14 protein-coding genes are annotated in these 13,079 nt (G+C 66.1%); 4 read left to right on the top strand and 10 right to left on the bottom strand.

The window, feature by feature from the left end; genetic code table 11:
• Window positions 1–256: 256 nt before the first annotated feature.
• The 5 genes from acs to ACX80G_RS04470 form a co-directional block, all read right to left on the bottom strand.
• The gene (acs, locus tag ACX80G_RS04490; protein WP_459305923.1) at window positions 257–2,218 is read right to left on the bottom strand and encodes an acetate--CoA ligase; all 1,962 of its coding nucleotides are present in this window, start codon (window positions 2,216–2,218) and stop codon (window positions 257–259) included.
• On the bottom strand, window positions 2,194–3,120 hold the full coding sequence (locus ACX80G_RS04485) for an ABC transporter permease (RefSeq protein ID WP_459305922.1): 927 nt from the start codon (window positions 3,118–3,120) through the stop codon (window positions 2,194–2,196). The genes acs and ACX80G_RS04485 overlap by 25 nt, the downstream gene beginning before the upstream one ends.
• Window positions 3,117–4,157, bottom strand: a complete 1,041-nt coding sequence (locus tag ACX80G_RS04480) for an aliphatic sulfonate ABC transporter substrate-binding protein (RefSeq protein WP_459305921.1) — start codon at window positions 4,155–4,157, stop codon at window positions 3,117–3,119. The genes ACX80G_RS04485 and ACX80G_RS04480 overlap by 4 nt, the downstream gene beginning before the upstream one ends.
• Window positions 4,158–4,307: 150 nt before the next feature.
• Complete coding sequence (locus ACX80G_RS04475; protein WP_459305919.1) at window positions 4,308–5,120, bottom strand: ABC transporter ATP-binding protein; 813 nt, start codon at window positions 5,118–5,120, stop codon at window positions 4,308–4,310.
• Window positions 5,121–5,293: 173 nt separating this feature from the next.
• Complete coding sequence (locus ACX80G_RS04470) at window positions 5,294–5,473, bottom strand: hypothetical protein (protein ID WP_459305918.1); 180 nt, start codon at window positions 5,471–5,473, stop codon at window positions 5,294–5,296.
• Window positions 5,474–5,555: 82 nt separating this feature from the next.
• Between ACX80G_RS04470 and ACX80G_RS04465 the strand changes: the two genes are divergently transcribed.
• Window positions 5,556–6,536 (top strand): GlxA family transcriptional regulator, encoded by a 981-nt coding sequence (locus ACX80G_RS04465; protein WP_459305916.1) that lies wholly within the window; start codon window positions 5,556–5,558, stop codon window positions 6,534–6,536.
• Window positions 6,537–6,558: 22 nt separating this feature from the next.
• Window positions 6,559–6,975, top strand: a complete 417-nt coding sequence (locus tag ACX80G_RS04460; RefSeq protein WP_459305914.1) for a CoA-binding protein — start codon at window positions 6,559–6,561, stop codon at window positions 6,973–6,975.
• Between the two features lie 6 nt (window positions 6,976–6,981).
• Here the strand turns inward: ACX80G_RS04460 and ACX80G_RS04455 are convergent, their stop codons facing one another.
• On the bottom strand, window positions 6,982–7,809 hold the full coding sequence (locus ACX80G_RS04455) for a DUF1206 domain-containing protein (RefSeq protein WP_459305912.1): 828 nt from the start codon (window positions 7,807–7,809) through the stop codon (window positions 6,982–6,984).
• A 60-nt stretch (window positions 7,810–7,869) separates the two neighbouring features.
• Between ACX80G_RS04455 and ACX80G_RS04450 the strand changes: the two genes are divergently transcribed.
• Together ACX80G_RS04450 and ACX80G_RS04445 are read left to right on the top strand one after the other, a co-directional pair.
• A complete protein-coding gene (locus ACX80G_RS04450; protein ID WP_459305910.1) occupies window positions 7,870–8,265 on the top strand; it encodes an MmcQ/YjbR family DNA-binding protein in 396 nt (131 codons plus the stop codon).
• Complete coding sequence (locus tag ACX80G_RS04445) at window positions 8,252–8,776, top strand: DUF1990 domain-containing protein (protein ID WP_459305908.1); 525 nt, start codon at window positions 8,252–8,254, stop codon at window positions 8,774–8,776. The genes ACX80G_RS04450 and ACX80G_RS04445 overlap by 14 nt, the downstream gene beginning before the upstream one ends.
• Window positions 8,777–8,949: 173 nt before the next feature.
• Here the strand turns inward: ACX80G_RS04445 and purL are convergent, their stop codons facing one another.
• From purL to ACX80G_RS04425, 4 genes are all read right to left on the bottom strand, one after another.
• Window positions 8,950–11,268: a phosphoribosylformylglycinamidine synthase subunit PurL gene (gene purL / locus ACX80G_RS04440; protein WP_459305906.1), complete on the bottom strand. Its 2,319-nt coding sequence runs from the start codon at window positions 11,266–11,268 to the stop codon at window positions 8,950–8,952.
• Window positions 11,269–12,018, bottom strand: coding sequence for a phosphoribosylformylglycinamidine synthase subunit PurQ (purQ, locus tag ACX80G_RS04435; RefSeq protein WP_459306220.1), 750 nt, complete (start codon window positions 12,016–12,018; stop codon window positions 11,269–11,271).
• A 5-nt stretch (window positions 12,019–12,023) separates the two neighbouring features.
• The gene (purS, locus tag ACX80G_RS04430) at window positions 12,024–12,296 is read right to left on the bottom strand and encodes a phosphoribosylformylglycinamidine synthase subunit PurS (RefSeq protein ID WP_459305904.1); all 273 of its coding nucleotides are present in this window, start codon (window positions 12,294–12,296) and stop codon (window positions 12,024–12,026) included.
• A 173-nt stretch (window positions 12,297–12,469) separates the two neighbouring features.
• Window positions 12,470–13,006, bottom strand: coding sequence for an SSI family serine proteinase inhibitor (locus tag ACX80G_RS04425; protein WP_459305902.1), 537 nt, complete (start codon window positions 13,004–13,006; stop codon window positions 12,470–12,472).
• Window positions 13,007–13,079 lie beyond the last annotated feature (73 nt).

Here is a 13,079-nt window from a genome sequence, read left to right as displayed (position 1 = left end):
CCCTTCGCGGTAGACCAAGAATGTTGCTCAGCGTTGCAGGTGTCGTCCTCAGTCACATGATGCAGGGCCTTGAGGTCGCCCGAGCTTCGGATCGGTGATCAACCCGGACCGCGGGGGTCAAACTGGAGATCGGTGGGCGGTATGTTCGCCACCGATGCCCACTTTGACCCCGGGACGGCGATAAAGGTCACTGAAACCGGGTGGAAGGTCTCCGGGACGGCCGGAGGATGAGGCGCCGGCCGCGCGCGGGGCGGGGTCACGGTGCTGCCCTCGCGGCCAGGACCGCCGCGATTCCCGGCACGCAGGCCTCATTCTGCAGCGAGGTAGTGTCACCGAGCGTGGTTCCCTCGTACAGCTGGGTCAGCAGCCGGCGCATGATCTTCCCGGACCGGGTTTTCGGGACGTCAGCGACGACGACGACGGCGGCCGGCTTGGCGATCGGCCCGATCACCGTCCCGACGTGGTCCCGCAGGATCCGGGCCACCTCATCCTCGGCCCTTGCCCCTTGTGATGCAGCCAGCACGACGAACGCGGCGATCGCGTGACCGGTCAGCGGGTCGGCGACCGGGCACACCCCGGCCTCGACCACCCATGGGTGGGCCACCAGCGCCGATTCAATCTCGATGGTCGAGAGCCGGTGACCCGACACGTTGAGCACGTCATCGATGCGGCCGAGGATCCAGGTGTCGCCGTCGTCGTCGTACCGGGCGCCGTCACCGGCCAGGAACCAGCCCTGGGCGGCGAACTTCCGCCAGTAGGAATCCAGGTACCGCTGCGGGTCGCCCCAGACGGTCCGGGCCATGGCGGGTCCGGTCTGGTCCACCACAATCAGGCCCTGCACTCCGGGCGGGACTGGGCGCCCGTCGTCGTCGACAATCCGGGTACTCACGCCGGGGAGGGCGCGGGATGCGCAGCCCGGTTTGAACGACGCATCGGTGGGGCGGGGAGACAGGATGGCGGCCCCGGTTTCGGACTGCCACCACGTGTCCACCACCGGCGCGGTGCCGGATCCGAGGTGCTCCCTGAACCAGCGCCAGGCCTCAGGGTTGGTCGCCTCGCCAACGGTGCCGAGGAGCCGGATGCTGGAGAGGTCGTAACCGGACGGTACGCCGTCCGGGAACCAGCCCATCAGTGACCGGATCAGGGTGGGCGCCGTGTAGTAGCTGGTCACGCCGTAGCGCTCGATGATCTCAAAGTGCCGTCCCGGGTGGGGTGTGTTGGGGGTGCCCTCGAAGATTACTTGGGTGGCGCCGTTGGCGAGCGGCCCGTAGATCTCGTAGGTGTGGGCGGTGACCCAGGCCAGGTCGGCGGTACACCAGTGCACGTCGGTGTCCCGCCGGGCCGGGTCGGGGTGGCTGAACAGGTAATCGAAACTCCACGACGCCTGGGTGAGATACCCGCCGGAGGTGTGCACCAGGCCCTTGGGTTTCCCGGTGGTCCCGGAGGTGTACATGATGAACAGGGGAGTCTCGGCGTCGAATGCCTCGGCGGTGTGGTGCGGGGATGCGGCGCCGACGGCGTCATGCCACCAGACGTCGCGGCCCTCGGTCCACTCGATGTCACTGCCAGTGCGGCGGATCACCAGGACGTGCTCGATGCTGGTGGACCCTGACACGGCCTCGTCGGCGTTGGCCTTGACCGGCACCGCCAGGCCGCGACGGTACTGCCCATCGGTGGTGACCAGCAGTTTCGCGCCGGTGTCTTCGACCCGGAACCGGAGCGCCTCGGCGGAGAACCCGCCGAACACCAGCGAATGGACCGCGCCGATCCGGGCGCAGGCCAGGGTGACGACGACGGTTTCCACCAGCACGGGCAGGTAGATGACCACCCGGTCGCCCTGGCCGATCCCGAGGTCAAGCAGGGCGTTGGCGGCGCGGGACACCTCGTCCTGCAGATCAGCGTAGGTAACTGTGCGCCGGTCGCCGGGCTCGCCTTCAAAGTGCAGGGCAACCTTGTCACCCCGCCCGGCGTTGACGTGGCGGTCCACGCAGTTGTGTGCCACGTTGAGACGGCCACCAACGAACCACTCGATCACCGGCACGGTGAGGTCTTCCTCCGCCCCACCCGGGGCGGGGCGGGCCGGATCGAAGGTGTGCACGGTCGACCACTCGGTGGCCCAGTCCAGCCGGCGCGCCTGCCGCTCCCAGAACGCCAGCCGGCCGGTCTCGGTCAACGGGTCGGTTTCCTGCAGGCTCACGCCCATCGTCGCACCGCCCATTTTTCGGCAATCCCCAGGAGCGCGTCGGTGGTTTTGCCGATGACAGCCAGCAGGATGATCGCGAGGAAAATCCTGTCCACCCGTCCATTGTTTTGCGAGTCGCTGAGCAGATATCCCAGCCCCAGGGAAGAGGCGATCAGTTCCGCAGCGACCAGGAACAGCCACGCCTGGGCGAGGCCCAGCCGCAGTCCGGAGAAGACCGAGGGAATCACGGCAGGTAGCTGCACCGTGGTCAGCAGCTTGAACCCGTTGAGCCCGAACGCCCGGCCGGCCTCCACCAGGTTCCGGTCCACATGGCGTAACGCCAGATACACAGTGGTGAAGACCGGGAAGAAAGCCCCGATGAGGATCAACGTGATCTTCGAATCCTCACCGATCTTCATCCAGAGGATCAGCAGCGGCACCCAGGCCAGCGACGGAACGGCCCGCAGCGCGCCGATGGTCGGTGCGAGGAGGGCATCGGCGATCCGCGACAGTCCCACCAGGGAGCCGATCGCCAAGCCCAACGCGGCGCCGAAGGTGAAGCCCAGCAGCACCCGTTGGGTGGAGATGCCAACATGGGTCAACAGTTCGCCGCGCTGTATCAGCTCGACGGCGGCGTTGAACACTGCCGCGGGTGGCGGCACCTGGACGGCGCTGAACAGGCCGGTCACCGAATTCAGCTGCCACACGGTGACGATCAGCGTGGGCAGGATCAGTCCGAGGAGCAGGCGCACCCAGCCGAGCCGCAGCGGACCGGCCTGGGACCATCCCTGGGCCGGCCCACCCCGTTCGGGCTGCGGCTGGGCGGCGCCTGCCGTTGTGAGGGTGGAGCCTGGGGCTGCCAAGGGTGCAAGCCCCTCGGGCCTGACCACTCCCGTAACGCTGTTCCCGGTGAGATAGGGATTCCCGCCGTGGGTCATGAGGAGGCCTCAATCGCTGCGGGGTCCGCGTTACGCACCAGGGAGTCATCAAAGAGGGTGTCCAGTGCTTCATCGACCTGCTCCTGGCTGGAGACGTCACCGGATTCGACGAACACCGGTCCAATCTTCTCCAACACGGCCCGCTGCGCCTCGCCTGGGGCCGGGTCGACGTTGAGGTTGGTGCGGTCGATGATGACCGCGTTGGCGATCTCGACGTCGATTCCCGCCACCTCAGCGAGAATCTCGGCCGTTTCCTCAGGGTTTTCCGTCGCCCATTCGCGGGCCTTCTCGTAGGCGTTCACCACGGTCTGGGCCACCTCGGGGCTCTCCGCCAGGAAGTCTTCGGTGGCGTTGAGAAAGCCGTAGGTGTTGAAGTCGATGTCCCTGAAGAACAGGGTGGCTCCGTCCTGCTCGGCTGAGGCCATGATCGGGTCGAGCCCGGACCAAGCGTCGACCGACCCGTTGGCGAGGGCTGCCCGCCCGTCGGCGTGCTGCAGGTTCTGGACCGTCACCTCGGAGGGATCGATCCCGCCGGCCTCAAGGGCCTGCAGGAGGAAGAAGTAGGGGTCAGTCCCCTTCGTTGCGGCGATCGACTTGCCGCGCAGATCCTCGATCTCCTTGATGTCGGAATCCGCGTTGGTCACCAGAGCAGCCCATTCCGGCTGGGAGTAAATGTCGATCGCCTTGATCGGCGACCCGTTGGATCGGGCCAGAAGTGCTGCCGAACCGGCGGTCGAACCGACGTCGATAGCTCCGGCACGCAACGCCTCATTGGCTTTGTTCGAGCCGGCGGACTGGATCCAGTTGACGGTGATCTTCTCGGCAGCCAGCTCGTCCTCAAGCCACCCCTGTTCCTTGATGATCAGGCTCAGCGGGTTGTAGGTGGCGAAGTCGATATTCAGCTCACCACCGACGGGCCCCGCAGATTCGGCGTCCTCACCAGCCATGCAGCCCGTCAGCGTGAGCGAGGCGACGGCGGCCAGGGACACGACGGCCAGGACGGAACGGCGGGGGACAGGTGTTGGTTTGCGGTTCATGAGGATCCTTCGAGTGGGACAGTCGTCCGAGACGGGTTGTGTGAGACGAGCAGAAGTGAGGTGGTGCAAGTGCGGCGCTGGGTACGGAGAGGCTGCGAAGCGGTGAGGTAGTGGTGCCCGTGGGCAGAGCGGAGAAGAGGAGGACGCGGCCTATTGGCCGGTGACTCCGAGGGAAGCCAGCAACGAGCTGCGCATTCGGCCCAGATCCGCCGAGTTGCGGTTGCGGGGGCGGTGACCGGGCACGGTCAACACTTCGGTAATTGTCGCGCCGGGGCGGTCACCGTCGGCGCCAAGGAGGATGATGCGGTCCGCGAGTTGCAGTGCTTCGTCGACGTCGTGGGTCACGAGCAGCACAGTGGTGGGCTGGGCGCGGTGAATATCGAGCAGGAGGTCCTGCATCTTGATCCGGGTGAGGGCGTCCAGCGCACCGAACGGTTCGTCGAGGAGGAGGACGCCCGGGTTGCGGGCCAGCGCGCGCGCCAGGGAAGCCCGCTGCGCCATTCCGCCGGAGACTTCCCGCGGCCGGTGCTTGGCGAACGAATCCAGTTCGACCAGGTGCAGCAGTTCGGCCACTTTCGCTTTGCCTTCGCTGGCGCTGGAAGCTTTGGGTAGTCCGATCGCCACATTGGCCTGCAGGGTGTGCCAGGGCAGCAGCCGTGGCTCCTGGAAGGCGACGGCGCAGCGTTCGTCGATACCGTGGACTTCAAGACCGTCGATGAGTACCGATCCGGCGTTGAGTGCGTCGAGTCCGGCGACCGCCCGTAACAGGGTGGACTTGCCGCAGCCGCTGGGCCCCAGAATGGCAAGTACCTCGCCGGCCTGAACCTCGAAGTTGATGTCCCGCAGGACGGCGCGGCGGTCGGAGGCGGGGCCGAAGCTGCGCCCCAGGCCGATAAAGGTGATGTCGAGTGCCTGCTTGGTGGCCAGGGAAGTTCGCGGGTGTGGTGATGCCAGAACGCTCATAGAGTCAACTCCATCGGTCCTGGCGGTAGCACCCTACTGTCACCGGTTAACTGTGGGCAGCCGGATGGCCAGGGTTGCTGCGGCTTCATCGATCCAGGTCTCTCGGCCGCTCGGGATGGTCAAGCACTACTAAACCCCTGTACGCCGGTGATGTGCAAGTGTGGGCGTAACAATCAGTTATCTCCGGGCTCCAGGGTGTGGCGGTATCCAATGCTGGGAAGATGCTCGGCGGTCCAGGGGTCACGGGACCGGACGGGCGGAGCCTGCCCGGAACCGTCCCGAACGACGGCCCTGAATACCTGCACCGCGGCAGTAAATATTGCGATCAATGCGAAGGCTGTCATCAGTTCCATACCCTTGATGATCCGCTCGCCCAGAATCGAAAAACAGTGGCGGAAATGACCATGTTCAACAAATTCCTGCCATACTGGTCTCGTGCTGAAAAGTGTTGCGGTGGTAGTCCTCCCGGGCATGGCGCCCTTCGAATTCGGTGTGGTGTGCGAGGTCTTCGGATCAGACCGTACCGCCTACGGGGTGCCTCCCTTCGACCTTCGGATCTGCGCTGACAGGCCAGGCTTGGTGCCAACCAGTCTGGGTTTTGCCATTGAAGTTGACAACGATCTGTCGCCCGTTGCCACAGCCGACCTCGTAATTGTGTGCCCCTACGACGGCGGGCGGACGCTACCCCAGCCCGTCATCGATGCCTTGCGGCAGGCAAACGAGCGGGGCGCCTGGATCCTTTCCGTCTGCAGCGGGGCATTCGTCTTGGCGGAGGCGGGACTGCTCGACGGGCGGCGGGCCGCAACCCATTGGAAGTATTCTCTACGGCTGGCCGATGACTATCCGGAAGTTACGGTCGACGAGGATGTGCTTTACGTCCAGGACGGCAACATCATTACCAGTGCAGGTTCCGCGGCAGGAATCGACGCCTGTCTCCATCTGGTGCGGACCGAGCTGGGTAGCAAAGTTGCCAATGCAATAGCCCGGGGAATGGTGGTTCCACCTCACCGGGACGGAGGGCAGGCGCAGTACATCGACCGGCCGTTCCCGACTGTCAACGGGGACACAATGGAGCATCTTCTGGTCTGGTTGGGCGACCATCTGGAAGAGGACCAGCCCGTCAGCGCCCTCGCTGCCCGGATGCACATGTCCGAGCGCACGTTCGCCCGGAGGTTCCGGGCTGAGACGGGAGCCACCCCGGCCGCCTGGGTCAACACCCAACGACTGTTACGTGCGCAGGTGCTCCTCGAGGAAACGGAGCTCAGCATTGACGCTGTAGCGACCAATTCAGGCTTCGGACAGGCTGTCCTGCTGCGGCACCATTTCAATCGGGCCCTTGGCATCAGCCCGGCCAGCTACCGCAGAACTTTCCGGGGAAAGCACCCCACGCAGGTAACTGTTCCGACTGGCAACTGATCGGATACAAGTGAGAGGCACCATGGCACACCGCAACGATCCCGAGTTGATCCGCTCCCTGCTCACGACGCCGGCGCGCTGGGCGGTGGTGGGACTATCCAATAACCCCCGGCGGGCAGCGCTCGGCGTCTCCCGGTTCCTGATCGACCACCTGGGGATGGAGGTCATCCCGGTGAGCCTCAAGGGTGATTCGGTACACGGGCAGACCGGGTATCAGCGGTTGGCCGATATCCCGGGGACCGTCGACGTCGTCGACTGCTTTGTGAACTCCTCGAAGGTGGGGGCGGTGGTGGACCAGGCCATTGCGGTGGGCGCGAAGGCCGTCTGGCTGCAGCTTGGGGTCATCGACGAGGCGGCAGCGGCTCGCGCGACGGCGGCGGGCCTCGCCGTCGTGATGGATACCTGCCCGGCGATGGAGGCTCCGGGTCTGGGGCTGTAACGTCAGCTACATTCTCTGGTATTTGGAGCGGATCACTAGGAACACACCGTAGGCGATCAGGCCCAGGGCGACGACGCCGAGGATCCACGCGCCATACGGCTGGTCCTGCAGGGACTTCAGGGCGCCGTCCAGGCCGGTGGATTCTTCGGGATTGTTCTTCACCGTCGCGACAATGAACAGCAGGCCCAGCACCAGCAGGGCAACACCCTTGGCGATGTAGCCAACCATGCCAAGCCGGATCACCGCGGTGCCCGCGCCGTTGCCTGGTAGCCGGGACAGGTTCTTGGTGAAATGTTTGGTGGCGCCGCTGTACACAAAGTAACCGCCGACGATCATCACCGCGGCGCCAACAGCCATCAGCAGGACCGAGCCGGCGGGGTTGGACATGAGGGAGGCGCTCAAGTTCTGGGTGCTTTCGCTGCTGTCTTTGCCGCCACCCGCGGCGTACGTGGCGAAGCTGCCGCCGATGACACCATAGGTGACCGCTTTGGCGCCGTTTTTCGCGCGGAACTTGAGCTTGTCGGAATCTTTCAGGCCGCGGGCGCCGAAGAACACTTCGCTGAGCAGGAACAGGGCCAGGGCGATCGAGCCAATGGCGCATCCCCACAGGAGTAGCGCCCCGCCGGGGCCGTCGCCCAGCGCGCTGATTGCGCCGCCCTGGTCGGCGCTACCGGACCCGCCCATCGCCACGCGGAGCGCGATCACGCCGATCAGCAGGTGGAGCAGGCCGGCGGCGATGTAGCCAGCCCGGGCCGCAATCTCAAGTGCCTTGGACTCCGAGACATCCTCGGCGACATCCACTGCCTTATCGGCCTGGCGTTTTGCCTCGCTCATGGTGCGCTCCTGCGGTTGGTGTCCTCCCATCCTGCCACTAGTTAGCGGTACGCTCACCCTATGGATCCGGTTGACCTGCGGGAGTTGTGCCTGGCGCTGCCGGGCACTTTCGAGGACTTCCCTTTCGGCCCTGCAGCGTCGGTGTTCAAGGTGATGGCTCCCGCGGGTACCGCGAAAATGTTCGCGTTATCCGATCTGTCGGACCCGCAGTTGTCGGTGAGCCTGAAGTGTGAACCTCAACTGGCGGAGCAACTGCGCGCCGCGCACCCGGAAATTGTGGGCGCCTACCACCTGAACAAAACTCACTGGAATGGTGTGTCGTGCACCGGCCGTCTCCCGGATCCGATGATCCGCGACATGATTGAGGATTCCTATGACCTCGTGGTGGCATCCCTGCCCATGAGGGACCGCGTAATGCTCGGCTGGAGCAGATGGGCAGCAGATGACGACACCTAGTTTCACCTATGAACCAGTTGGATTGAGTCAGTGCGGCGAATCCCCGGACGGCTTCCGGACGGTCAGCCGGCGGGTCAGGGTAGGCGCGGGGCACGCCGCGTATGCCCGCCTGGCGGATGGCATCCTGTCCTGGCAACTGCACCGCGGTGCCGGTCTCAGTGTGCCCGCAGACCAAGGGCGCGCCGTCGTCGGTCGCGAGGTGGTTCCCGGCTTCGGCGTCGGCCGGTTGCGCCTGCCGGCACCTTGCCGTGTGGTGTGGGCCGAGGAACCGGCCGACGACGGCGGTGCGCAGCGCGCCGGGTTCGGATACGGCACCTTACCTGGACACCCGGAACGCGGCGAAGAAGCCTTCATCGCCGCGCTGGCTCCGGACGGGGCGGTCTATTTCGAGGTGTTTGCCTTCAGCCGGCACGCCAACTGGTTCTTCGTCCTGGGCGCACCGGTGGCCCGGTTCTGCCAGGAGCTCGTCACCCGTCGGTATATCGCCGCCGCGCAACGGCTGGCCCGTTAGTTTCTCCACCCAAGGTGCCGGGCGGGTGCAGGTTTCCCCACCTTCTGGCCCTTACCCTGCGTGTCGCAGTGCAACACGCAGGGTTTCTGGGCGACCCAGACGACAAGGTGGGGAGACCTGCACGGTCAACGGGTGCTCAACAGCGGCACCCGCAAAGTGAACCGGACCAGCTGTTAGGCGAAGTGGGCGGGCAGGGTTGAGTCGTGGGCCGCGCGCAGCTCGAGCAGCGGCAGGGTGAAGTGCCCCTGGACGTCGAGGGTGCCGCTTTCGACGTCGACCACACCGATGCGCAGGTGCGGGTAGTTACGTGCTGTACACATGTCGTTGAACCGCACCTCTTCGGAGCGTGCGACGCTGACGACGGCGCGCCCCTGGGACTCGGAGAACAGCGCGGTGAACGGGTCGACGCCGTCGCGCTCGCAGAGCTCATCGATGCCGATCCGCGCGCCGACGCCAAACCGCAGGGCAGCCTCGGAGAGTGCAGCAGCGAGCCCACCCTCGGACAGGTCGTGGGCGGCGTCGATCATGCCGTCACGGGAGGAGTTGATCAGGATGGCGGCGAGGGTCTTTTCCGCCGTCAGGTCCGCCACCGGTGGCTGCCCGCCGAGGTGGCCGCGCAGGTTGGCCCACTCGGAGCCGTCCAGCTCATCCCGGGTGGTGCCGAGCAGGTAGATGGCCTGGCCGTCGTCGCGCCAGCCCGACGGGGTGCGGCGGGCGACATCGTCGAAAACGCCCAGCACACCCACCACCGGGGTCGGATGGATGGCGACGCCCCCGGTCTGGTTGTACAGCGAGACGTTGCCGCCGGTCACCGGGACCCCGAGCTCCTGGCAGGCATCCGCCAGGCCGCGCACGGTCTCGGCGAACTGCCACATCACTTCGGGGTCCTCTGGGGAGCCGAAGTTCAGGCAGTCCGTGACGGCCAGCGGCTTGGCGCCCGTGGTGGCGACGTTGCGGTACGCCTCGGCCAACGCCAGGCGCGCGCCCTCGTAGGGGTTGAGGTAGGAGTAGCGGCCGTTGGCGTCGGTGGAGATGGCGACGCCGAGGCCGGTCTCCTCGTCGACGCGGACCACACCGGCGTCGTCGGGCATGGCCAGCGCCGTGTTGCCCTGCACAAACCTGTCGTACTGGTTGGTGATCCAGTCCTTGGAGCACATGTTGGGGGACGCCATCAGTTCCAGCACCGCGGCGCGCAGGGCGTCGCCGTCCGCGGAGGCCGGTCGGTCGCCATCGAACGTGTCCTCCTGCAGCGCGTCCTGCCAGGACGGCCGGTGGAACGGACGGTGGTAGACGGGCCCGTCGTGGGCGACAGTGCGGGGATCGACGTCGACAATCTTCTCGCCAGCCCACTCGATGATGAGCCGGCCGGTATCGGTGACCTCGCCCAGCCAGGAGAACTCGACATTCCACTTCTCCATGATGGCTTCGAACGCGGCGGCGTTGGCGGGGGTGACCACGGCCATCATGCGTTCCTGCGACTCGGACATCAGGATTTCGCCGGGGGTCAACGACGGATCGCGCAGCAGGACGTCGGTCAGCTCAACGTGCATGCCGCCGTCGCCGTTCGACGCCAACTCGGAAGTGGCACAGGAGATGCCGGCGGCACCGAGATCCTGAATGCCCTCGACGACCGAGGCCTTGAACAGTTCGAGGCAGCACTCGATGAGCACCTTCTCGGCGAACGGGTCGCCCACCTGCACGGCTGGGCGCTTCGACGGCTTGTCGGCGTCAAAGGATTCGGAGGCCAGCACCGAGGCACCGCCGATACCGTCGCCGCCGGTGCGGGCGCCGAAGAGCACCACCTTGTTGCCCACGCCCGAGGCATTCGCCAGACGGATGTCCTCGTGCCGCAGGACGCCGACAGCCAGTGCATTGACCAGCGGGTTGCCCTGGTAGACGGAGTCGAACACCACTTCACCGCCGATGTTCGGCAGGCCGAGGGAGTTGCCGTACCCGCCGATGCCGGACACGATGCCGTGCACCAGACGTGGGGTGTCGGGGTGGTCGATGGCACCGAACCGCAGCGGATCCATGATCGCGACCGGACGGGCGCCCATCGAGATGATGTCACGCACAATGCCGCCGACGCCGGTCGCTGCACCCTGGTAGGGCTCCACGAAGGAGGGGTGGTTATGGGATTCCACCTTGAACGTGACGGCCCAGCCGTCACCGATGTCGACGACGCCGGCGTTCTCGCCGATACCCACCAGAAGGTGCTCCTTCATGGCGTCGGTGACCTTGTCGCCGAACTGCGCCAGGTGCACCTTCGAGGATTTGTAGGAGCAGTGCTCGCTCCACATCACCGAGTACATGGCCAACTCAGCGGCGGTGGGGCGGCGGCCGAGGATCTCCACCACACGGTCGAACTCGTTTTCCTTCAGGCCGAGCGCGGCCCACGGGAGTCCGACGTCGGGAGTCTCGGCAGCGTGGGCGACGGTGTCGATGTTGAATTTGCGGGCCTCGGCGGGCGCGGCGGAGCTATTGAGGGTCACTTACTTAACCAGCTTCTTGAGTACAGAGGTGAATATTCCCAGACCGTCGGTGCCGCCACGGACGCCGACCACCCCGGTCGCTGAGGAGTCGGGACCGAAGCCGGCCTCGACAGCGTGCTCCGGATGGGGCATCAGGCCCACCACGTTCCCGGCCGCGTTGGAAATCCCGGCAATGTCGCGGCGGGATCCGTTCGGGTTGCCGCCCACGTAGCGGAACACCACCCGGCCCTCACCCTCCAGCACATCGAGGGTCCGCTCGTCCGCAACGAACTGCCCGTCCTGATTCTTCAGGGGGACAACGATTTCGTCGCCCGCAGCGTAGGAACCGGTCCACGCGGTGGAGGAGCTCTCGACGCGCAGACGCTGGTCACGGCAGAGGAAATGTAAATGGTTGTTCTTAATCATGGAGCCGGGCAGCAGGTGCGCCTCGGTGAGAACCTGGAATCCGTTGCAGATCCCGAGCACCGGCAGCGCGCTTTCGCCACCGGAGGCGGCGGCGGTGATCTGCTCCATCAGGGGGGCGAAGCGGGAGATGGCCCCGGCCCGCAGATAGTCACCGTAGGAGAAACCGCCGGGGATAACGACGGCGTCAACGTTCTGCAGGTCGTGGTCGCCATGCCAGAGGGGGACGGCGGTGCCACCGGCGAGGCGCACCGCGCGGGCGGCGTCGCGGTCGTCAAGTGAACCCGGGAAGGTAATAATCCCAACTCGAACCGAACCCAGCTCCGGCGAGGTCTCCGCTGCGAGCATCTGAGTCACTTCACGGCCTCGCCGGGGCCGTCGGTGAGCACCTCAACGCGCGTGACGTCTTCGATGACCGGGTTGGACAGCAGGGTGGCCGCGGCCGAGCGTGCCTGCGCCAGCAACTCCTCGGTCACCTCGCCGTCAACGGTGAGTTCGAAACGTTTTCCTTGGCGGACCCCGGAGAAGCCGGTAAACCCCAGCCGCGGCAACGCCCCGGCAATGGCCTTGCCCTGCGGGTCAAGGATCTCGGGTTTAGGCATGACGTCAACAATTATCCGGGGCATCCGGTTACTCCTGGGCTCAAGGTGCGTTAGATGCAGTGGCTTCGGAGGTGCCGTCTCACGCTGAGAAGAAATGGTGAGTCCAGCGCTCCGCGAGCTTGCCGTCCCAGTCTAACGGGGATCACCCTCCACCCGTCATCTGGGTCGGCGGGGAACGGTGTTCAGCGAGGCGCCGGCTACAGGGTGCCCGTGCCGCCCGGTGTTCCTAGCAGCGGCTCAAACATGGCCCACCGGGCAATTTCGCAGCCGTTCTCCCGGGAGAAGCTGGCGGTGACCTGTTCTCCGCCGACAGTGCCTTTCACGACGGCGGTCTCCGGGCCGCCGTATTGCTGGGTGCACATCGTGCCGGGGTCCGGCTTGGCCACGATCAGGTCACCGTGCGAGCTGAGCGCCTGGCACGCCGCAGCGGGATCCGGCAACTTTGATTCCCCCACGGGTGCACCCGCTGTACATTCCAGTTCGTAGGTGACCCGTTCGGCGTCGTCGCCAATGGTGACAACGATGGTGAGCTGGGAGTCAGCGGCGGGGCCTGCGCTCGCCGACGGCTCGGGAGCTGTTGTCGGCGCCTGGGTAGTCGGGTCGGCGGTCGCTGATCCCGGCGGTGTACCACCGCTGCCCGCACCACAGCCGGAGAGCACCAGCAGGATCATGCTGGCACCGGCCAGAACACCCAGCGGCGTCGACGGGCGGCGGGAAGGGTCTTCGCGGATCATGGCATCTCTCCTTCTCCTGCCGACGGACTGCGCCCCGGCTGCTGTTTGGCCGGTTGCCCGGTGGCGCGAAGGG

This window comes from Arthrobacter glycogeni, from assembly GCF_054510815.1.
This window is presented reverse-complemented; position numbering and strand designations above follow the sequence as displayed.